The 19418-nt window shown below is 35.2% G+C and carries 24 protein-coding genes; 17 read left to right on the top strand and 7 right to left on the bottom strand.

The features are described 5' to 3' along the window. The first annotated feature begins 34 nt into the window (after positions 1–34). The 9 genes from lpxD (at position 35) to EHC72_RS22690 (ending at position 7044) form a co-directional block, all read left to right on the top strand. Positions 35–1111 carry a UDP-3-O-(3-hydroxymyristoyl)glucosamine N-acyltransferase gene (gene lpxD, locus EHC72_RS13680; RefSeq protein WP_131538273.1) on the top strand — a complete coding sequence of 359 codons (1077 nt, stop codon included), beginning with the start codon at positions 35–37 and terminating at the stop codon, positions 1109–1111. Then, positions 1101–2513, top strand: coding sequence for a bifunctional UDP-3-O-[3-hydroxymyristoyl] N-acetylglucosamine deacetylase/3-hydroxyacyl-ACP dehydratase (locus EHC72_RS13675; RefSeq protein ID WP_131538272.1), 1413 nt, complete (start codon positions 1101–1103; stop codon positions 2511–2513). The genes lpxD and EHC72_RS13675 overlap by 11 nt, the downstream gene beginning before the upstream one ends. Then, positions 2513–3298, top strand: a complete 786-nt coding sequence (gene lpxA, locus EHC72_RS13670) for an acyl-ACP--UDP-N-acetylglucosamine O-acyltransferase (RefSeq protein WP_131538271.1) — start codon at positions 2513–2515, stop codon at positions 3296–3298. The genes EHC72_RS13675 and lpxA overlap by 1 nt, the downstream gene beginning before the upstream one ends. Positions 3299–3313: 15 nt before the next feature. Further along, on the top strand, positions 3314–3775 hold the full coding sequence (locus EHC72_RS13665; RefSeq protein ID WP_131538270.1) for a GNAT family N-acetyltransferase: 462 nt from the start codon (positions 3314–3316) through the stop codon (positions 3773–3775). Continuing rightward, on the top strand, positions 3775–4398 hold the full coding sequence (locus EHC72_RS13660) for an ABC transporter ATP-binding protein (protein WP_131538269.1): 624 nt from the start codon (positions 3775–3777) through the stop codon (positions 4396–4398). Before EHC72_RS13665 ends, EHC72_RS13660 begins: the two co-directional genes overlap by 1 nt. A gap of 345 nt (positions 4399–4743) precedes the next feature. Beyond that, positions 4744–5304 carry an elongation factor P gene (gene efp / locus EHC72_RS13655; RefSeq protein ID WP_131538268.1) on the top strand — a complete coding sequence of 187 codons (561 nt, stop codon included), beginning with the start codon at positions 4744–4746 and terminating at the stop codon, positions 5302–5304. A gap of 339 nt (positions 5305–5643) precedes the next feature. Next, entirely contained in the window at positions 5644–6204 is a 561-nt protein-coding gene (efp, locus tag EHC72_RS13650; protein ID WP_131538267.1) for an elongation factor P, read from the top strand. 112 nt (positions 6205–6316) lie between these two features. After that, positions 6317–6877 carry a 5-formyltetrahydrofolate cyclo-ligase gene (locus EHC72_RS13645; RefSeq protein ID WP_131538266.1) on the top strand — a complete coding sequence of 187 codons (561 nt, stop codon included), beginning with the start codon at positions 6317–6319 and terminating at the stop codon, positions 6875–6877. Positions 6878–6885: 8 nt separating this feature from the next. Next, positions 6886–7044, top strand: a complete 159-nt coding sequence (locus EHC72_RS22690; RefSeq protein ID WP_165585827.1) for a hypothetical protein — start codon at positions 6886–6888, stop codon at positions 7042–7044. A 4-nt stretch (positions 7045–7048) separates the two neighbouring features. Here EHC72_RS22690 and EHC72_RS13640 read toward each other — a convergent pair whose 3' ends face one another. The 4 genes from EHC72_RS13640 to EHC72_RS13625 form a co-directional block, all read right to left on the bottom strand. Further along, positions 7049–8002, bottom strand: coding sequence for a formimidoylglutamase (locus tag EHC72_RS13640; protein ID WP_131538265.1), 954 nt, complete (start codon positions 8000–8002; stop codon positions 7049–7051). After that, positions 7995–9233, bottom strand: a complete 1239-nt coding sequence (gene hutI, locus EHC72_RS13635) for an imidazolonepropionase (protein WP_131538264.1) — start codon at positions 9231–9233, stop codon at positions 7995–7997. The genes EHC72_RS13640 and hutI overlap by 8 nt, the downstream gene beginning before the upstream one ends. An 80-nt stretch (positions 9234–9313) precedes the next feature. After that, positions 9314–10081 carry an exodeoxyribonuclease III gene (locus tag EHC72_RS13630; RefSeq protein WP_131538263.1) on the bottom strand — a complete coding sequence of 256 codons (768 nt, stop codon included), beginning with the start codon at positions 10079–10081 and terminating at the stop codon, positions 9314–9316. A gap of 15 nt (positions 10082–10096) precedes the next feature. Then, positions 10097–10804, bottom strand: a complete 708-nt coding sequence (locus EHC72_RS13625; RefSeq protein ID WP_131538262.1) for a peptidylprolyl isomerase — start codon at positions 10802–10804, stop codon at positions 10097–10099. Positions 10805–10897: 93 nt separating this feature from the next. Between EHC72_RS13625 and EHC72_RS13620 the strand changes: the two genes are divergently transcribed. The 7 genes from EHC72_RS13620 to ygiD all read left to right on the top strand — a co-directional run bounded on the left by EHC72_RS13620 (position 10898) and on the right by ygiD (position 15573). Continuing rightward, positions 10898–11299 (top strand): HYC_CC_PP family protein, encoded by a 402-nt coding sequence (locus EHC72_RS13620; RefSeq protein WP_131538261.1) that lies wholly within the window; start codon positions 10898–10900, stop codon positions 11297–11299. A 244-nt stretch (positions 11300–11543) separates the two neighbouring features. Next, positions 11544–12080: a heavy-metal-associated domain-containing protein gene (locus tag EHC72_RS13615; protein WP_131538260.1), complete on the top strand. Its 537-nt coding sequence runs from the start codon at positions 11544–11546 to the stop codon at positions 12078–12080. Beyond that, entirely contained in the window at positions 12080–12895 is an 816-nt protein-coding gene (locus tag EHC72_RS13610; protein ID WP_131538259.1) for a hypothetical protein, read from the top strand. The genes EHC72_RS13615 and EHC72_RS13610 overlap by 1 nt, the downstream gene beginning before the upstream one ends. A gap of 7 nt (positions 12896–12902) precedes the next feature. Beyond that, positions 12903–13406 (top strand): DUF3347 domain-containing protein, encoded by a 504-nt coding sequence (locus EHC72_RS13605; RefSeq protein ID WP_131538258.1) that lies wholly within the window; start codon positions 12903–12905, stop codon positions 13404–13406. Next, positions 13406–13966, top strand: a complete 561-nt coding sequence (locus tag EHC72_RS13600) for a helix-turn-helix domain-containing protein (RefSeq protein WP_131538257.1) — start codon at positions 13406–13408, stop codon at positions 13964–13966. The genes EHC72_RS13605 and EHC72_RS13600 overlap by 1 nt, the downstream gene beginning before the upstream one ends. A gap of 128 nt (positions 13967–14094) precedes the next feature. Beyond that, positions 14095–14667 (top strand): YceI family protein, encoded by a 573-nt coding sequence (locus EHC72_RS13595; RefSeq protein ID WP_131538256.1) that lies wholly within the window; start codon positions 14095–14097, stop codon positions 14665–14667. Between the two features lie 81 nt (positions 14668–14748). Then, on the top strand, positions 14749–15573 hold the full coding sequence (ygiD, locus tag EHC72_RS13590) for a 4,5-DOPA-extradiol-dioxygenase (protein ID WP_131538255.1): 825 nt from the start codon (positions 14749–14751) through the stop codon (positions 15571–15573). 8 nt (positions 15574–15581) lie between these two features. On the opposite strand, the gene EHC72_RS13585 is transcribed toward ygiD, so the two are convergent. The 3 genes from EHC72_RS13585 to EHC72_RS13575 are packed head-to-tail and all read right to left on the bottom strand — an operon-like array spanning position 15582 to position 17967. Then, positions 15582–16052, bottom strand: a complete 471-nt coding sequence (locus tag EHC72_RS13585; protein ID WP_131538254.1) for a DUF6265 family protein — start codon at positions 16050–16052, stop codon at positions 15582–15584. Beyond that, positions 16049–16603: a YfiT family bacillithiol transferase gene (locus EHC72_RS13580; RefSeq protein WP_246029426.1), complete on the bottom strand. Its 555-nt coding sequence runs from the start codon at positions 16601–16603 to the stop codon at positions 16049–16051. The genes EHC72_RS13585 and EHC72_RS13580 overlap by 4 nt, the downstream gene beginning before the upstream one ends. Further along, positions 16582–17967, bottom strand: coding sequence for an aldehyde dehydrogenase family protein (locus tag EHC72_RS13575; protein WP_165585828.1), 1386 nt, complete (start codon positions 17965–17967; stop codon positions 16582–16584). Before EHC72_RS13575 ends, EHC72_RS13580 begins: the two co-directional genes overlap by 22 nt. A gap of 170 nt (positions 17968–18137) precedes the next feature. Here EHC72_RS13575 and EHC72_RS13570 point away from each other — a divergent pair, with 170 nt between their 5' ends. After that, positions 18138–19322, top strand: coding sequence for a hypothetical protein (locus EHC72_RS13570; protein WP_131538252.1), 1185 nt, complete (start codon positions 18138–18140; stop codon positions 19320–19322). The last annotated feature ends 96 nt before the right edge of the window (positions 19323–19418 follow it).

The following is a 19418-nucleotide window of genomic DNA, read 5'->3' as shown; positions in this document are numbered from 1 at the left end:
TTGTTCATATCAATTTAACATTTACCTTTGTACGATGCAATTTACTGCCAAGCAGATAAGCGAGTTTCTAAACGGTTCCATTGATGGTAACCCAGATGTAGCTGTAACCGAACTCTCTAAGATAGAAGATGGGAAAGAAGGCTCTTTGTCTTTTCTTTCCAATCCTAAATATGAAAACTTTTTGTACTCTACACAGGCCTCTGTTGTTATTGTTTCTAAAGATTTTAACCCCACACAGGATTATACAAGTACTTTAATCCGCGTTGATAATCCATATAGTTCTTTTACCATTTTACTGGATAAGTACAATGAAGCTGTAAATGCCCAGGCAGATCAATCTGGTATTGATAAGCTTGCCTTTGTAGATCCATCAGCTAAAATTGGGAAGAATGTATTTATTGGAGCATTTTCTTACATAGCAGAAAATGTGGAGATTGCCGACGGAACCAAAATAAAAACACAAACTTTTATTGGTGCAAACTCGAAAATTGGTAGCAATTGTACTTTTTTTCCTGGTGTTAAAATTTACCACAATTCTATTATTGGAAATCGTGTGGTTATTCATTCCAACACCGTAATCGGTAGTGATGGGTTCGGATTTGCCCCACAAAAAGATGGAACTTACAATAAAATACCCCAAATTGGTAACGTTATAATTGAAGATGACGTAGAAATTGGAGCCAATACAACGGTTGATAGAGCAACAATGGGTTCTACAACTATAAAAAAAGGCGCAAAAATTGATAATTTAATTCAAATTGCACACAATGCTGAAATTGGTGAAAACACTGTTTTAGCTGCTCAATCCGGCGTATCTGGAAGTACAAAAATTGGCGCTAATAGTGTAATTGGTGGTCAGGTAGGTATTGCTGGTCATTTAAGTTTAGCCAAAGGCACACAAATTGGCGCACAAGCAGGAATCAACTTTAATATAACAGAAGAAAATAAACAATGGCACGGTAGCCCGGCCCAACCTTTACGCAACTGGATGCGTGCCTCAGTGATTTTTAAACACCTACCGGATGTTGAAAAAAGAATTAACGCTCTTGAGGAAGAATTAAAAAAACTTACATCCGAGTTGGAAAAGAATACAATACACAATGAACGTTAGACAAAAAACGATTAAAAAAGAAACATCTGTATCTGGTGTTGGTTTACATACCGGAGCAAATGTTACCCTTACATTTTGCCCTGCGCCAGAGAACCATGGCTTCAAATTTCAACGTATCGACCTTGATGGCCATCCCATCATCGAAGCAGATGCCGATAATGTAACCGATACATCTCGCGGAACTACGCTTACCCAAAATGGTGCTAGTGTAAGTACTGTAGAGCATGTAATGGCTTCGTTAATAGGTATGGACCTTGATAACGTTTTAATTAAACTTGATGGCCCTGAAACTCCAATTATGGACGGAAGCTCTATTCAGTTTATTGATTTGCTTGAAGAAGTTGGCGCAATTGAACAAAATGCAGATCGTGAGTATTTTACAATTCCACATAACATTACTTATACTGAAGCAGATAGAAAAGTAGAAATCGTGGCGATGCCATTGGATGATTACCGTTTTACCTGCATGATAGATTATAACTCTCCTGTTTTGGGCAGTCAGCACGCTGGTATTAGCACCATTGCGGAGTTTAAAAAGGAAATTGCTTCTTGCCGTACCTTCTGTTTCTTGCACGAATTAGAATATCAATTACAACATAACCTTATTAAAGGTGGCGATTTAAATAACGCAATCGTAATTGTAGATAAAGAGGTAACTAAGGATGAATTAAATCACCTTGCAAAATTATTTAACCGTGCTGATATTGATGTAGCTCCACAAGGGATATTAAACAATATGGAATTGCGTTACCAAAACGAGCCAGCCCGCCATAAACTTTTGGATATGATTGGCGATTTAGCTTTAGTTGGAATGCACCTTAAAGGGCACATTATGGCTGCACGCCCTGGGCATGCCGCAAACGTTGCTTTTGCTAAAAAAATTAAAGCAGCAATCAAAAAAGAAAAAAACAAGAAAATACAAAAAGTGTACGATCCAAGCGCAAAACCATTGTACGACGTAGTTCAGATTATGGACATTTTGCCTCATCGTCAACCATTTTTATTTGTAGATAAAATTTTAGAACTTTCTAAAAACCATGTTGTAGGCGTTAAAAACGTAACCATGAATGAAGAGTTCTTTAAAGGCCATTTTCCTGGCGCCCCAGTTTTTCCTGGCGTTATCCAAATTGAAGCTATGGCACAGGTAGGCGGAATTTTAGTTTTAAGTACCGTTCCTGATCCAAGAAATTACTTAACTTACTTTTTAAAGATAGACAATGTACGTTTCAGAGCACAAGTGCTTCCTGGAGATACTATTGTTTTCCGTTGTGATTTACTAGAACCTATTAGAAGAGGCATTGCACAAATGAAAGGCGTTGGTATGGTTGGCGAAAAGATTGTTGTAGAGGCCGAAATGATGGCCCAAATTTCTAAAATTAAACAAACAGAACCGGCACTATAATGATACAACCATTAGCATATATTCATCCCCAGGCTAAAATTGCCGAAAACGTAGTAATCGAACCCTTTGTTGTAATACACAAAGATGTAGAGATTGGAGAAGGCACCTGGATTGGTTCTAACGTAACCATTATGGATGGCGCACGTATTGGTAAAAACTGCCGTATTTTTCCTGGTGCCGTAATATCTGGCGAACCACAGGATTTAAAGTTTGCTGGCGAAGTTACAACCGCAGAAATTGGTGATAATACAACCATTAGAGAATGTGTAACCATTAACCGTGGTACAAAAGATAAATGGAAAACAACAATTGGTAGCAACTGTTTAATTCAGGCTTACTCTCACATCGCACATGATTGTGAAGTGGGTAACAATTGTATTTTTTCAAACAGCACCACATTAGCCGGGCACATAACTATTGGCAATAATGTTGTTTTAGCAGGTTTGGTTGCAATCCACCAATTTGTTAAAGTTGGATCATATGCTTTTGTAACTGGTGGTTCATTGGTTCGTAAAGATGTACCGCCTTATGTTAAAGCAGCACGTGAGCCACTTTCTTATGCTGGTATTAACTCTGTTGGTTTGCGCAGAAGAGGTTTTACAAACGAACAAATTGACGAAATTCAGGAAATTTATCGCGTTCTTTTTGTAAAGCATAATAACGTAACCAAAGCTTTGGATATGATTGAGGCTGAATTTAAACCAACGGAAATCCGCGATGAAATTGTAGATTTTATTCGTAACTCAAACCGTGGTGTAATGAAGGGCTTCGGCATGGGGAGCTAATAATAATTTTAAAGTTTGAATACTGTAACGCTAATCAAAACCGATTCAAATCACCCAGATTTTAAAGAACTGGTGGTTTTACTGGATAAAGATTTAAGCATTAGAGACGGCGAAGAACATGTTTTTTATGCGCAGTTTAATAAAATAGATGCAATTAAAGAAGTTGTTGTTGCCTACAAAAATAATACTCCTATTGGCTGTGGCGCCATAAAGCCATTTTCTAAGACTGCTGTTGAGGTTAAACGGATGTTTGTTCATCTTGATAACAGAAAGCAGGGAATAGCAGCTAAAATTTTAAACGAATTGGAAAGCTGGGCCTTTGAGCTCGGCTTTACCAATTGTGTTTTAGAAACAGGCAAAAAGCAACCCGAAGCAATTGCCCTTTACCATAAAGCTGGTTACGATATCATTCCAAACTATGGACAATATATCGGCGTAGAAAATAGCGTTTGCATGTCTAAAAACTTAAGTATCTAATGAAGATTAGCCTAAATAACGTTGGTCGAAGATTTAACAAAGAGTGGATTTTCAAAAACCTGACGACGGAATTTGTCACGGGAAAAAGTTATGCCATTTTAGGGCCTAATGGTTCGGGTAAATCTACTTTATTGAGCGTATTAACCGGAAGTTTAACCCCATCAGCAGGTGAAATTACCTACAGCGATGAAAAAGAAATTCCTGTTGAAGAAATTTACCAACATATTAGTTTAGCGGCTCCCTATTTAGAGCTTATCGAAACTTTTACTTTAAGAGAGATTATTGATTTCCATTTTAAGTTCAAAAATTATGCGTCGGGTGTAAATGCAAAAGAGCTAATTACGATACTTGGCTTTGAGAAATCTGCGAACAAAGAAATTAAGTACTTTTCTTCAGGAATGAAGCAAAGAACCAAACTTGCTCTTGCCTGTTGCACCAACACCCCAATTTTATTTTTAGATGAACCAACCAGCAATTTAGACGTTCAAGGTATAAATTGGTACCGAGAACTGATTGAGAATTTTGCGAAAGATAGGTTAACGATAATTGGTTCAAATCAAATTCAGGAATACGATTTCTGCTCAGAACAGCTTCAAATAGCTGATTATAAGCAAAATAACTAAAAAACAAGATTCTCCTTTAACGTCTGTTTTGTCATACATTTGTATTATAAATAAATTTTTAAAAAATTATTTTGTAATTCATAAATAGTTCTTACCTTTGCACCACCAAAAAGAGAAACATTTTATTAATTAATTCTCTTCAAGGAAACGAATTTATTTCTGCTTGCAGAATCAAAATATATCGCCGTAACAGGCAAAAGAGTTTTTCATAGTTTAGTTTGAGGTTTAGGTTGATTATGCCTTTGGAGTGGTTCCCAAAGGCATTTCTTTTATATTAGCTTTTTTGTTAATTTTTTTACCTTTGCCTTTCAAAATCGAATCAAAAAAGATTATTTCTAACAAAACATGGCAAAAGCATCAGAAGTAAAAAGCGGAAATGTTCTTCGTTTTAACGGAGAGTTGGTTAGTGTAGAAGAGTATATCCACCGCACGCCTGGAAATTTAAGAGCATTTTATCAGGCTCGTATGAGAAATGTAAAAACGGGTAAAATTGTAGAATATCGTTTCCGTACAGATGAAGAGGTTACTATTTGTCGTGTAGAAACCAGCGATTATCAATATTTATATGAGGATGGTGATTATTTAGTAGTAATGGATAATACAACTTTCGATCAGCACAATATCCCAAAATTGCTTTTCGGTTCTGCAGTAAAGTTCCTTAAAGAAGGGATGAACGTTACCATAGCTTTTGAAAGCGAAGAGCCAATTGTTGCACAATTACCAAACAGTGTTGAGCTAGAAATTACCTATACTGAGCCTGCTGTAAAAGGCGACACCTCTACCAGTGCACAAAAATATGCTACCGTTGAAACTGGGGCCGAAATTAGAGTACCTCTATTCATTAACCAAGGTGATAAAGTCAAAGTTGATACAAAAACTGGCGACTATATGGAACGTGTAAAATAATAGATTAAAAATCGTTTTAAAGTCCCTGAATAAGCATCAGGGACTTTTTTATGTTCGTTAAAACCACCTCATTAAAGTTATCCTCCTAATTAAACCGATTGAACGGATTCCCGAAACTTTTTTATAGAAGTAGAAGGAAAAGGAGGACTTGCAAAGCGAGAAAAATCTCAAACTCTGCTTTCCAAAGCTTTATAAAACGCCTTCTTTAAACGAATATCTCTCTAAAAGAGGCTAATAAATACCTAACGCAAAGAAATTGCCCTATATTTTTACTAAAATAATTTTACCTTTGCCGTCACGAAAAACTGAAATATAAAATCCAATTTAGGATAAGACAATATGGCAAAAGCATCAGAAATAAAAACCGGTAACATCCTTCGTATAAACAACGAACTGGTTACTGTTGACGAATGGAATCACCGTACACCAGGAAAAGGCGGCGCATTTTACACTGGTAAATTCCGTAACATTAAATCGGGTAGAATTGTTGAGGCTCGTATGAATACTGACGAAGCTGTAGAAATTTGCCGCGTAGAAACTAATGATTACCAATATTTATATGAAGAAGGTGATTATTTAGTGGTAATGGATAATAGCAGCTACGAACAATTTAATGTTGAAAAAGCTTTATTTGGTTCTGCTATTAAATTTTTAAAGGAAGGGATGAACATTATTGTTTCAATGGAAAGTGACGAAGCAATTATGGCTCAATTACCAAACTTTGCTGAGTTCGAAATTACTTATTCTGAGCCTGCAGTTAAAGGTGATACATCCACAAACGCACTTAAAGCTGCGACACTTGAAAATGGTGTTGAGGTTAAAGTTCCAATGTTTGTTAATCAAGGAGACAAAATTAAAATTGATACCCGTACCGGCGAATATGTTGAGCGTGTAAAATAATTTTTATAATAAATTACTTAAAGCCTTTAAAGATTCAACTTTAAAGGCTTTTTTGTTTAACAAGGCTTTGATTAAGAAATCTAATGAGCATAAAATCTTTAACTTTGTGATTATGTTAAAAGCAGAAATCAGGAAACAAGCTTTAAAAGAAAGATTGACAATAAACGATGTTGATTACGACCAATTAAACAATCAGCTCTTAGATCAATTTAAAACGCTTGATTTCGATAAGATTAAAACGCTTCACATCTTTTTACCCATAACAGAAAAAAGAGAACCTAATACCTTTATACTGATCAACTGGCTACAGCAAACTCATCCAAAAGTTAAAATTATTGTGCCAAAAGCTGATTTTGAAACGGCTTTAATGACAAATCATGAATATTTAGGTCTGAATGATTTAAAGAAAAATCTTTACAACATTCTTGAACCTCAAAAAGGAGTTGTGCACAATGGCGACATTGATGTTGTGATTATTCCACTACTCGCTTTTGATAAAAATGGTTATCGTGTGGGTTATGGAAAGGGTTTTTACGATCGGTTTTTACAAAATATAAATGCTCAAAAAATAGGCTTATCTTTGAGCCCTGCAATTGATAAAATAGATGATGTACATGAAAATGATATCCGATTGGATTTTTGCATTACACCAACAGAAACTATAGCTTTTTAAACACAATCATGGAAAAGGAAATCGTTATAAAAACAGAAAAACAATACGAAGATAATATGATTGCCGTTTTCGAACTACAGGAAAAGGAAGAATTAACCGCTGAAGATTTAAAACAGATTGAAATGATGTTAAAAGCTGGCGAAAAATACGAGGCTGAACACTTGTAAAAAATTATTGACTTTTGATAAAGTCACTCACCAAATAAGCAATAAGCTTGGAGGTTAACTTATCTACTCGCCCATCCAACATTCTTGATGCCCCTTCGGTTAAGTGCAGGTAAGTATATTTTTTATTACTCGTTAATATTAACTTCCTGATATCATTTACAGAAAAGCCTGAAGGTGTTTCGGCACTTGAAAGCACATTTTGGATACAATCTAAATCTATTTCCAAACCTGGATTTTCGTTTAGATCTGCCAGCAAAGTTAAATAGTCTGATCCCTTTAAAACATCATCAAAAAATACAGCATCTAATTTTGGATCTTCTTCAATTTGGTTCAAAATTGCTTCATTATTGTAATTTTGATGCAAGCCATAAATAGAGTATTTCTCTAAAAAGCCTTCATTCAAGGCATAAGAAAATCCATTACCACTGTGCCTGCCTTCCATGGTACGTAAATCGGCATGCGCATCGATATTAATCACATCAATAGCTTTTTTTAATGCCAAAGATGATCCTTTAATAATTGGATAAGCATTATTATGCCCGCCACCAATTACAATTGGAACTTTACCCGCAGCAACGATTTTTTCAATGATAGGGAATACCAAATCATCTATTTCCAAAACCTTATTTCTTAAACCTTCTATGGAAATATCCTTGGGTTCTTCAATTTCGAAATGACCTAAAACCAAAAGTTGATCTCCATGAAGAAATTTATTGCTTTGAATATTCAGAATCGCAATAAGACTTGGTTTCCAGCTAGATGCAGCCCCTGCGATGCCATAATTTGCCCTTACTCCAATATCTTCAGGAATGCCCAACAAAACAAATTTGGCCTTTGATGATTTTATTTCATCCAATGAGTTAACCACCTGCACCTTTTCTGCAAGTTTAACTTCTCCTGCTCTACTAATTAAGAGCTTATCAATATCTTGCTGTGTGTATAGTTTAAAACTATCCATTATAAATTTTCCCGTTTAAAATAACCGTTTCTATTTGCGGTTGCCCAAAGCTGTACGGTAAATAGGCCACGGACGACATTGGTTTGGTTATAAATAAATTCGCTTTTTTACCAATGGAAATGCTTCCTACTATTTCGCTAATCTCCATTGCTGCAGCTCCGTTTAAGGTAGCCGCATTTATTGCTTGCTCAGGCAGTATTTTCATTTTTATGCAAGCCAGAGACACTACAAAATTCATATTTCCTGATGGCGTTGAGCCCGGATTATAATCTGTAGCTAACGCAACAGGTAGGTTTGCGGCAATAAATCCTTTAGCATTAGCAAACGGAATACTCAAATAAAACGAGCACGAGGGCAATAAGGTTACAATTGTACTGGCTTTTTTTAAACTATTAATTACATGTTCGTCTGTTTCTTCCAGATGATCTACAGAAACAGCCTTATTTTTAACGCCAACTTCTACTCCACCAGAAATTGATAATTGATTGGCGTGGATTTTAGGTTTAAGTCCGAATTTTGCACCTGCTTGTAAAATAAGATCGGTTTCTTCTACAGAAAAGAAGCCTTTTTCACAAAATACATCTATATAATCTGCTAGATTTTCTGCAGCAATTTTAGGCAACATTTCGTTAATTATTAAATCAATATAGCCTTTATGATTGTCTTTATATTCGGTTGGATAAGCATGTGCGGCTAAAAAAGTTGCTTTAATAGGAATAGGAAAATATTGTTTTAAACGCTGAATAACCCGAAGCATTTTTAATTCACTTTCTACCGTTAAGCCATATCCACTTTTAATTTCAACGGCACCAGTACCCAACATAATCATTTGTTGTAGCCTGTTTGAAGCACTTTTAAATAATTCATCCTCCGTTGCTGTTTGTAATTTACGGGCCGAATTTAATATTCCTCCACCCGCTGCAGCAATTTCCTCGTAGCTTTTGCCTTCAATTTTCATTGCAAATTCTTCCTCTCGCGATGCGGCAAAAACAATGTGTGTGTGACTATCACACCAGGATGGAAAAACATATTTTCCTTGTACATTAATGGCTGGCAAACTTGAAACCGAAGCAGGAATTTGATCCATTTTTCCAAAATCCTTTATCAAACCACATTCAATTAAAAGCCAGGCGTTTTCTAAAATGGGTAAATTTGTCATTTCACTTCCGCGAAGAACCAATTTTTCTTTAGGGTGCAAGCCAACAAGACCTTTTATGTTTGTGATTAGCATTTTGATTTGGTTAGTTTCTAAATTAGTTTTCTGTTCAAGCTGGTTAATCTGTTATCTAATATCAACCAAAAAAACAATCATTATTCCAGTTCTAATAAAACCGGGCAATGATCTGAATGTATTGCATCTGCAAGAATTCTCACATTTTTTAAACGGCTTTCCATCGGCTTTGTTGCCAAATGATAGTCGATGCGCCAACCTAGATTCTTCCCTCTTGAGCCTGCCCTATAACTCCACCAGGTATAATGATGTGGGTCTTTATTAAAATGGCGAAAGGTATCAATGAAGCCATTATCTAAAAATAATTGCATCCACTCCCGTTCTTCTGGCAAAAAACCAGAAGAGTTGGCGTTCGATTTTGGATTATGAATATCCATTGCCGTATGGCAAATATTATAGTCGCCACTCACAATTAAATTAGGAATTTGTTTACGCAAATCTCCAATATAGTGGTCGAAGAAGCGCATAAACTCATATTTTTTTACTTGTCGCTCATCTCCGCTAGAGCCCGACGGCATATACAAGCTTATTAAAGAAAAGTCATCAAAACCAGCTCTTAAAACTCTTCCCTCCTTATCAATCCATTCCTCTCCGCAGCCATATTCTACATGGTTAGGTTTTACTTTTGTTAAAATAGCAACCCCGCTATAACCTTTTTTTTCTGCAGGAAACCAATAATGATGATATCCAAGTTGTTCTATCAAAGCAATAATTTCAGGGATTTGAACTGGTAATGCTTTAACCTCTTGCAAGCAAATCATATCGGCATTTGTTGCCTGCAACCAACCAAAAAAATTTTTAGTACTTGCGGCCCGAATACCGTTAACGTTATAAGAAATAATCTTCATTTAAGTATGTTTTGCTTAAGATTTAACTTTTAGAGAATCTTGCAAAAGTTGCTTCTCCAGCTTTTTGGCTTCTCTTTTTTTCAGCAAAGTAATCTCCATTTTCACATCTTCTTTTGGCCTATTATTTTTATCTGTAGTTAAGGCGGCGATTTTATCAATCATATCCAAGCCAACTACAATTTCTCCATAAACGGTATAATTCCTATCCAAATGTGGTGTGCCGCCAATGGTTTTATAAATTTGTCTTTGCCATTCAGGGATTTTAAATTTCAAGCGTTTTTCTTCCAGACTGTTCAACTGTTCATCGGTAAAAACTTTCCCTTGCACTAAATAAAACTGGCATCCGCTTGATGCTTTTTCAGGATTATTATCTCTTGCTGCCGCCAATACTCCTTTTTTATGAAATAAACTATCACGAAATTCTGCTGGGATGGTATAACCAACATCGCCATTACCTAAAAGTGAATCTGGTTTAGCCGTTTTAGAATCAGGATCTCCGCCCTGAATCATAAAATCTTTAATTACACGGTGAAATAATGTTCCATTGTAAAAACCAGATTTTGTAAGCTTAATAAAATTATCTCTGTGTAAAGGCGTTTCATTGTATAATTTAACAATACATTCTCCGTATTGGGTTTTTATGCGTACATACTGGTATTGGGGTTTAGCAGCAAATGCCGAAAGCACAGAAAATGTGCATAAGAACAATAATAATCGTTTCATTTTAATTGTGTTTTGGCTAAATTAAATTAAAAAATGAAATTCATTAAATAAATACAACACTAATTCAATATTTTTTCACATACCTTTGTATTAATGAAAGTTAAACAAAAAATAGCACTATCTATGGCCGTATTCTATGCGGTTAGTGTTATTGGTTTGGCTATGAGTTTACATTTTTGTGGTGGAAAACTAGCTAACGTTCATTTCTTTAGTAGTGAAATCTCTTGCAAACTTTGTAAAGATATTCCTTTGGCAAAAAAGGATGATGGGTGCTGTAAAAACACAGAAGTAAGCGTTAAAGTTAAAGATAGCCATCAAGGCGAGGCAGAAGTACAAATGCCGAAATTGTTTTCTATTCAGCTTTTTCTTCAACAACCTGTAATAAATTTTATTCAAAATATTACCCCGCAGTTTTTCAATAAAATTGCAAATAAAGCTCCGCCATTATCTTCGCGGCTCTCTCTTCATATTTTCAATTGCATTTTTAGAAATTAGGATTAAGGTTTATTCATTTAAGCTTTTTTAGTAAAACCGTCATGCTGAATTCATTTCGGCATCTTTCCTACCACAAAGACCCTGAAATAAATTCAGGGAGACGAGGGCTCGGGCAAATTGCTTAAAGTGTATAAACCCAATTAACAATCGATCTGCTGATTTTCTCAGCATTAATTTGCTATATCGTTTGGATCTGTTCAATACTATTAGCATAAATTTTATATTCTAATTTTTAAAAAAAATCATGAAAGCATTTAAAATATTAAGCATTATTATGCTCTTTTTTGCCGCAAAAGTATCGGCACAACAAATTTCAACAGCAGATTTACAGGTTACGGGTTTAACTTGTTCAATGTGCTCCAACGCGACAGAAAAATCTTTAAAAACACTTGATTTCATTGGTTCAATTAAGGCAGACTTAAATAAAAACATCTTTGTTTTAACTTTTAAAAAGGGTGCTGATATCAATTTAGATCAGGTACGTAAAAAAGTACAGGATGCAGGTTTTTCGGTTGGTCATTTAACTGCAGAATTTAATTTTAATCAAGTAAAAGTTGATGAAAAAGGTCAGGCAATAGTAGATGGAAATGTTTATCGTTTTTCAAATGCAAAAAACAAAACTTTAAATGGCACGGTAAAAGCAACGGTTATTGATAAAGATTTCGTTTCAGGTTCTCAATTTAAAAAACAAGCTTCTTCTGTTAATTCTGATGCTTACGCTAGTGGTAGCGGTATTGTAAATGGCAAAAAGACCAGAATTTATCACTTAAGCATTTCTTAATGATGAAAAAACTATGCGTACTGGCACTGGTCATATTCGGCGCCATTACAACTGCTTTTAGTCAGGAATTGTACGTTTTTACCGAGCCAGCGAGCAATATGCCGTCCAAATCTATTGGGGTTAGGATTACCAATGAGGGCATGTTTAATGATCCTGGTTTTGTAAGTAGAACCATTCCTGAAGTGATGGTTGGTTTTAATAAAAACCTGATGATGCATGCTCAAGCTTTCTTATCTGATATGGATGGAAATTATAGGCTTGAAGGCGGTAGTTTGTATGCTAAATACAGGTTTCTTTCTATGGATGAGGCTCAAAGTCATTTCAGGGCAGCGGCATTCGGGAGAATTAGTACCAGTAAACGTCCAACTTACACAAGGGATATAAACCTTGAGGGTGATAACAGCGGATTGCAGGGTGGATTAATTTTCACTCAACTTTTACACAAACTTGCATTATCCGCAACATTGGGTTATGCGCATGCATTTCAAAATAACGAAAGACAAGTTGTAGGCATACCCGAGCCGAAGAATATGTTTTCTTATAGTTTATCATCCGGCTATTTAGTTTTGCCTGTGGTTTACAAAGATTATAAACAACCCAATTTTAATGTTTATCTTGAATTGTTGGGTAAGACTGATCCTCAAAGTGGAAAATCTTATCTGGATTTAGCGCCTGCGGTTCAGATGATTTTAAACAGTACAACCAGAATTGACTTAGGTTACCGCTTTCAGGCGGCTGGAAATTTAGAAGGACGGTACACTAAAAATATGTACATGATCCGTGCAGAATTTAACTTTTTTAATGTTTTAAAATAAAATCAAAATGAAAAAAATATTATTTATGGTGGCTTTCGTAGCTATCTTCTCAACAAAATTCAGTTTCGCTCAAACTAAAACTGATGAAGCTTTTAATCAGGTATTAACGGCGTATTACGATGTAAAAAATGCTTTGGCTACAGATAAAAAAGATGTAGCGATTGAAAAATCGAAGGTTTTATTGGCTAAAGTAGACGCTGTTCCGCATACTGATATACCTGATGCTGCACACAAAATTTGGATGGAACAGGCAGCAGTTATTAAAACGAATGCAAAAACGCTTTCTGCATCTAAAGACATAAAAGCACAAAGAAAATCATTTGAGAACATTTCTTATGCAATGATTAAAACTTTAAAAGCTGTAAAGTTTAATACCGCAACCGTTTACGTACAGCATTGCCCAATGGCGAAAGCGAGCTGGTTAAATGAAAAAGAAAATATCGAAAACCCATATTATGGAAAAATGATGTTTGAATGTGGCGATGTTAGTGAAACTATAAAAGCTAATTAATGAAATTACATATCAAAAATATGGTATGTGATCGTTGTAAAATGGTGGTTAAGGCTGAGCTGGAAAAGCTTGGCTTTAACCCTATTGCGGTTGAATTGGGAGAAGTTACTTTTCTTGAACCTATAAGCGCAAATGATAAAGAAAGGATTGCTGAAAGGTTAAACCCAATGGGCTTTGATTTGCTTGAAGATAAGAAAATGCAACTGGCTGAACAGATTAAAACACTTATCATTAACTTAGTTCATTACAACCAGGATACTTTAAAAGTTAATTTATCGGCTTATTTAAGTAATCAGCTTAATGCTGAATATAACCATATTAGTAGCATATTTTCTGAAGTTGAAAGCCAAACGATAGAGAAATATTTTATTGCACAAAAAATTGAGAAAGCAAAGGAAATGTTGAGCTATGGAGAACTTACCTTGAGCCAAATTGCTTATCAACTCAATTATAGTAGCGTTGCCCACCTTTCTGCTCAATTTAAAAAGGTAACTGGCGCCACTCCTTCTGAGTATAAAGCTTCAGCAAAAGATCAGCGCAAAACTTTAGATAAGATTTAAATCTACTTATCATTAGCGATTAGTTTTCTTATCATACATCAATACTTAAGCGATTAGTTTAGTAGTAATTTTGCTTTATCAATAAACATAAAGAACTAAAAATCAAGTTCTTTTTATAAAAAATTACTATGAAAAAATTATTCTTATTTCTGATTGCTACCTCAATTAGTGTAGCTTCTTTTGCGCAAACGAGCTGGAAAATAGATCCAATGCATTCGTTTGTAAGCTTCTCTGTTAAGCACATGGGAATTTCCTTTGTTGAGGGTTCTTTCAAAAAATTTGATGGGGCTGTTGTTGCCTCTAAACCCGATTTAACAGATGCTAAAATTAATTTCACCGTTGATGTAAATAGCATTACTACTGGTGTGGATATGAGAGATGGTCATTTAAAAACTGACGATTTTTTCAACGCAGAGAAGTTTCCTTCTATGAAATTTGAAAGTACTTCATTCAAAAAATTAAGTGGAAATAACTACGAATTAAGTGGAAAACTGACCATTCGTGATGTTACAAAGGATGTAAAATTTGCTGTAGTTTATGGTGGTACCGCCAAAGATCAACAAGGAAATACTAAAGCTGGTTTTGCTGCATCTACGTTAATTAACAGATTGGATTATAATATTAAATATGATCCAACTGGAGCAGGCGTTGCTAAAGATGTTGCAATAAAATTGAATCTGGAGTTTGTTCAGTCAAAATAAATTAATCTAAAATCTGTCACTTTGAGCTTGTCGAAACGTATTAAATATTCTTCGACAAGTTCAGGATGACACGCAAAAATCATGTCAACACTATCTCAATTCAGGAATTTTACTCAAGGCTTGGCTCAAACCGATCTAATGCCGACACTTTTTATTGGTCATGGCTCACCCATGAACGGTATTGAAGTAAATGAGTTTAGTAAAAGTTGGGCTGATTTGGCAAAAAATATTCCTGTTCCAAAGGCTGTTCTTGTAGTTTCGGCGCATTGGTATACACATGGCACTTTTGTTACCGCCATGGATTTTCCGTCAACAATACATGACTTTGGGGGCTTTCCGCAGCAACTTTTTGATGTTCAATATCCCGCTCCGGGAAATCCAGAATTGGCAGCAGAAATTCCAAGTTTAATTCATTCTACAAATGTTGGTTTAGACCACGATTGGGGCTTGGATCATGGTGCATGGACTGTTGTTCGCCACATGTATCCAGAAGCAGATATTCCTGTTTTACAATTAAGCATTGACTACACAAAATCTCCTGAGCAGCATTATGAAATTGCAAGAGAAATTTATGCACTCCGCAAAAAGGGTGTATTGGTATTAGGTAGCGGCAATATGGTACATAATTTGCGCATGTTAAGTTGGGAAATGATTAATGGTGGTGGTTACGACTGGGCTATAGAAATGAACGATAAATTTAAAAAACTCATTGCCAATGGCGATCATAAACCTTTAATTAATTATCGCAGTATGGGTGCCGAAGCAATGCTTGCCATCCCAACACCAGAACACTATTTACCGTTAATTTATACGCTTGGGCTAAAGAATGATAAAGAAGAATTATCCTTTTTTAACGATAAAGCAGTTGGCGGTTCGCTTACAATGACATCTGTATTGGTAGGATAAAATACGAATTAATTTCGCTTATATTTAAACTCCGCTTTTCTGCTTTGCCCGTTCTTTGTTCCTTCTATCCAAGCCAATAAACTGTCTTTCCCTTGATTTTGATAAACAATTCTTTGAGGGAAATCGTGAGCTAAGTTTTCGAAAACATAGGTTTTATTTTCAGTTGAAACCAATTTAAAGCAAATTTCATTTCCGTCATTTTGCCCATTAACTGTAGAACAATAAAACACATCGTTGCCTACTTTTTTAATCACCAATGTTTCCATGAGCAAACTATCTCCTTTTACATTTACACTATAACTCTGCCCTTTTAGCGTTTTATCGGCATTTTCAGTCCAACATTCTATAATTTTTCCTTTGGAAGTTTCCATCTTCCAAGCTCCATTGAGGAAGCTAAAAGTTTTAGGCAACTGACTTTGTGCCTTGGCCCCTAAACCTATACAAAAAGTAAGCAATAAGAATAATTTTATGATTTTCATTTCTTTATAGCGTTAGTAATGTGAGCAAGATGGTGCTTTCCATGCCAAGCATAAGTACCAAGCATATTAGCTAAAGTTAATTCTTTTCCAATTGCTGGGTGGATGTATTTACGTTGATATTCTTCAGGATTTAATGTTTTAAGAAACACGACCCATCGTTGATGTAAACCCGCTAAAAGTGTTAATGAAAGTTCAATATTTCCATTTTTTGCCTCTTCTGTTTCTGCCCAACGTTCTTCATAATACGGCCTGATAATAGGAATATCCTCTGTTATGGCTTGCTTAAACCTAATGTATGCATTCATATGGCTATCAGGAATATGATGTACAACTTGTCGCAATGTCCAACCACCCGGACGATAAGTTTTATTTAATTCATCCTCATTTAAAGTTTCGGTTGCCTGTTTTATTTGTTCGGGCAAAGCCTCAATTTCTGAAATCCAGGATTCCATCTGGCGTTCATCAAAAATTTCGGGCATTATAAACTTTCCAATTGGATATTTTAGCTTTTCTAAATCCATATTTAAAGTTACATCAATTTCTTTAACCATTTTAACAACCCCAGCTTTTCCTGATATGGAGGATAAATCATTTTTGTTAGGCCAAGTTTAGATTGAAAAACAACTGCCCGTTCGTGTGAGAAATTTTTGAAACCAAATATTCCGTGGCAACTCCCAATACCACTGCTATTTACACCACCAAAAGGCAAATTAGGATTGCTTATGTGAACCAAAACATCATTAACACAAGTACCACCTGCGGATGTTTCTCTTATTATTTTTTCTTTGTGTTTGGTGCTATCGCTAAAAATGTAAAGTGCCAGCGGCTTATCTTTCCTATTAATAAAGTCTATCGCCTCCTGTAAATTATTATAAGTAATTACGGGTAAAATCGGGCCAAATATTTCTTCCTGCATTATCGGATTTTGGGCATCAACTCCTGTTAACAATGTTGGATTTATAGTTAAATTTTGCTCATCAATTTCACCACCCCAAGCCAGCTTTGCTCCTTCTTTTATTGCGTTTCTTAATAATCCGTTTAGTCGATTAAACTGCTTTTCATTTATGATTTTGCCGTAAGTGTCCGTATTAATTACACTCCCGTTAAAAAACATTTTTTCCGTTGCAATTTTATAATAATTTATAAAATCTAATTCCAGATTTTTATTTATCAAAACGTAATCTGGTGCAATACAGGTTTGTCCGGCATTTACCAATTTACCCCAGGCAATTTTTTCAGCTGCCTTTTTCAAGTCTGTAGTATTATCCACAATCACTGGAGATTTCCCTCCAAGTTCTAGTGTAACTGAGGTTAAATTTTTGGCTGCGGCTGTCATTACAACTTTTCCAATAGCCGTACTTCCTGTAAAAAATATATGATCAAATGGTAAATCCAACAAAGCGGTTGAAACTTCCGCACCGCCTTCAAAACAAGCTATTTCCTGTGGATCAAATGTTTTAGAAATGAGCTTATTAATTACTTGCGCCGTGGTGCTACTTAGTTCAGATGGTTTTAAAATTGCACAATTTCCGGCTGCAATAGCAGAAATTAACGGGCTCATTATTAGCTGCAAAGGGTAATTCCATGGGGCAATAATTAGGCATACTCCTTTTGGTTCGTAGTAAATTTTATTGCCTGCGAAAAAGTTACTTAAGGTTTTACTAACAGATTTTGGCTTCATCCAGCTTCTTAGCTTTTTAATAGCATGGTCAATCTCCGCATAAGTAAAAAACAATTCTGTAACGGCGGTTTCAAACCTGCTTTTACGCAAATCTTTTTGCAATGCAGCATAAATTTCCTCTTCAAAATCTTGTAACGCCTGCTTAAGTTTTTTAAGTTTGGAACTTCGTGTTTTCGCGTCCGTTTTACGTAATTCGAATTTGTATTTCTGTTGTTGAGCAAAAACTGCCTTCATTTTTTCTTCCATTTTATTATAGCTATTTTGAGCTTCCGAAATACATTAACTGGTGTTTAAAAAACTTGTATTAAAGATCTTCCTTCTGAGTTAAATTTAGTTAAAATGAAATCATTTCATTAAAATTTCATTCATTTAAAGCATATTGCGGTTAATTTTAAATCTCGAAAATGAAGAAATTGTTTTCTGTTTTAGCATTATTCATTCCTTTTATTCTAAATGCGCAAACCATAAAAACAGATGTATTGGTTTTAGGTAGCGGCGATGCTGCTTATTCTGCGGGTTTACAAGCATCTCGTTCGGGAGTAAAAACCATTATTTTAACTCAAAAAAACCCTTTTGATATTAAGAAGGCAAGTGAAGGAAAATCAGAAGAGGTAAAAAAAATGTATCTCATTGTGCGGGCAAAAGACCTTGCTTCCATGGGCTTACCCGAGGTAGATCAAAAACCTCCTAAAAAGAAAAAAGGGGAAAAAGAAATTATAGATAGCGCCAGGCTTTTTAGGATAATCAACAATAGCCCTTTTCAAGAAATTAAGCGTTCGGGAAATGGCTGGGACGTTAAATTAACTAACGACAAAAACATAAAGGTTAAAGTTTTAATTGTTGCCGGGGATGCCGAAAAAATTCCTTCTGCCGAAAAAATTAATGATTTAAAACCTGCACAAACCAAGCTTTTAAGCTACAATGAAAATTTATATCGTACCACGGTTGCAGGCTTAAATCATAGCGAGCATTATCTTTCGTTATACAATTTGCTTATTCCCAATCAGGAAAATTTACTAGTTATACCTGCCGAAAGCATTGAAGTTGGCCAAGCCGCTGGAGCAACAGCTGCCTATGCTGCTTTTTATAAAACCAAAACGAGTTTATCAAATTTAAAAGGTATCCAGGGCGAATTGCTGAGCTATAAACTTCCATTAATTCCTTTTGATGATGTTAAAACAACTGATTCAAATTGGCTTGCCATGCAAAAAATAGGAATAACTGGTATTATAAAAGCCGATTTTAGAGGTGAGAAGATATATTTCAATCCATCAAAAGATGTTAATTATGATGAAATTAAGCAACCCTTGAAGGATTACTACTATAAAGCGCAAATTTGGTTTGATGATTATCAGAACGTACCCATTAACTTAGAAAATTTAATTTCATTGGTGTGTTATGTTGGCAATAAATCCGTAGAAGCAACTAAAACTGAATTAGAGAAAAATTGGAACAAGGCTTACAAATTTGATTCTAAGTACGACTTAAAAAAGGTATTAACTCGGCGTGAGTTTTCTGTTGTGATAAATGACTATTTAAAACCTTTTGATAGGATAAACGTAGATAAAGATGGTAGAATAATCCGTTAAAATTACCTAGGCTTTCGTTTATTACTTTGTGTTGTAACATTTCCATTTCCTTATGAAATTGGCATACGCTTTATCTAAATTGCGGCATCCAAACCT

Origin of the sequence: Pedobacter nototheniae (assembly GCF_004335085.1) — a bacterium.
Lineage (GTDB): Bacteria > Bacteroidota > Bacteroidia > Sphingobacteriales > Sphingobacteriaceae > Pedobacter > Pedobacter nototheniae.
Note: the sequence above shows the minus strand (reverse complement) of the source record. Positions and strands in the feature narration are given on the sequence as shown.

What these genes read in the sequence shown, in the direction of transcription:
- lpxD (WP_131538273.1), top strand. Translation starts at nt 35, where the DNA reads ATGCAATTTACTGCCAAGCAGATAAGCGAGTTTCTAAACGGTTCCATT.
- EHC72_RS13675 (WP_131538272.1), top strand. Translation starts at nt 1,101, where the DNA reads ATGAACGTTAGACAAAAAACGATTAAAAAAGAAACATCTGTATCTGGT.
- lpxA (WP_131538271.1), top strand. Translation starts at nt 2,513, where the DNA reads ATGATACAACCATTAGCATATATTCATCCCCAGGCTAAAATTGCCGAA.
- EHC72_RS13660 (WP_131538269.1), top strand. Translation starts at nt 3,775, where the DNA reads ATGAAGATTAGCCTAAATAACGTTGGTCGAAGATTTAACAAAGAGTGG.
- efp (WP_131538268.1), top strand. Translation starts at nt 4,744, where the DNA reads ATGGCAAAAGCATCAGAAGTAAAAAGCGGAAATGTTCTTCGTTTTAAC.
- efp (WP_131538267.1), top strand. Translation starts at nt 5,644, where the DNA reads ATGGCAAAAGCATCAGAAATAAAAACCGGTAACATCCTTCGTATAAAC.
- EHC72_RS13645 (WP_131538266.1), top strand. Translation starts at nt 6,317, where the DNA reads ATGTTAAAAGCAGAAATCAGGAAACAAGCTTTAAAAGAAAGATTGACA.
- EHC72_RS22690 (WP_165585827.1), top strand. Translation starts at nt 6,886, where the DNA reads ATGGAAAAGGAAATCGTTATAAAAACAGAAAAACAATACGAAGATAAT.
- EHC72_RS13640 (WP_131538265.1), bottom strand. Translation starts at nt 8,002, where the DNA reads ATGGATAGTTTTAAACTATACACACAGCAAGATATTGATAAGCTCTTA.
- hutI (WP_131538264.1), bottom strand. Translation starts at nt 9,233, where the DNA reads ATGCTAATCACAAACATAAAAGGTCTTGTTGGCTTGCACCCTAAAGAA.
- EHC72_RS13630 (WP_131538263.1), bottom strand. Translation starts at nt 10,081, where the DNA reads ATGAAGATTATTTCTTATAACGTTAACGGTATTCGGGCCGCAAGTACT.
- EHC72_RS13625 (WP_131538262.1), bottom strand. Translation starts at nt 10,804, where the DNA reads ATGAAACGATTATTATTGTTCTTATGCACATTTTCTGTGCTTTCGGCA.
- EHC72_RS13620 (WP_131538261.1), top strand. Translation starts at nt 10,898, where the DNA reads ATGAAAGTTAAACAAAAAATAGCACTATCTATGGCCGTATTCTATGCG.
- EHC72_RS13615 (WP_131538260.1), top strand. Translation starts at nt 11,544, where the DNA reads ATGAAAGCATTTAAAATATTAAGCATTATTATGCTCTTTTTTGCCGCA.
- EHC72_RS13610 (WP_131538259.1), top strand. Translation starts at nt 12,080, where the DNA reads ATGATGAAAAAACTATGCGTACTGGCACTGGTCATATTCGGCGCCATT.
- EHC72_RS13605 (WP_131538258.1), top strand. Translation starts at nt 12,903, where the DNA reads ATGAAAAAAATATTATTTATGGTGGCTTTCGTAGCTATCTTCTCAACA.
- EHC72_RS13600 (WP_131538257.1), top strand. Translation starts at nt 13,406, where the DNA reads ATGAAATTACATATCAAAAATATGGTATGTGATCGTTGTAAAATGGTG.
- EHC72_RS13595 (WP_131538256.1), top strand. Translation starts at nt 14,095, where the DNA reads ATGAAAAAATTATTCTTATTTCTGATTGCTACCTCAATTAGTGTAGCT.
- ygiD (WP_131538255.1), top strand. Translation starts at nt 14,749, where the DNA reads ATGTCAACACTATCTCAATTCAGGAATTTTACTCAAGGCTTGGCTCAA.
- EHC72_RS13585 (WP_131538254.1), bottom strand. Translation starts at nt 16,052, where the DNA reads ATGAAAATCATAAAATTATTCTTATTGCTTACTTTTTGTATAGGTTTA.
- EHC72_RS13580 (WP_246029426.1), bottom strand. Translation starts at nt 16,603, where the DNA reads ATGGTTAAAGAAATTGATGTAACTTTAAATATGGATTTAGAAAAGCTA.
- EHC72_RS13575 (WP_165585828.1), bottom strand. Translation starts at nt 17,967, where the DNA reads ATGAAGGCAGTTTTTGCTCAACAACAGAAATACAAATTCGAATTACGT.
- EHC72_RS13570 (WP_131538252.1), top strand. Translation starts at nt 18,138, where the DNA reads ATGAAGAAATTGTTTTCTGTTTTAGCATTATTCATTCCTTTTATTCTA.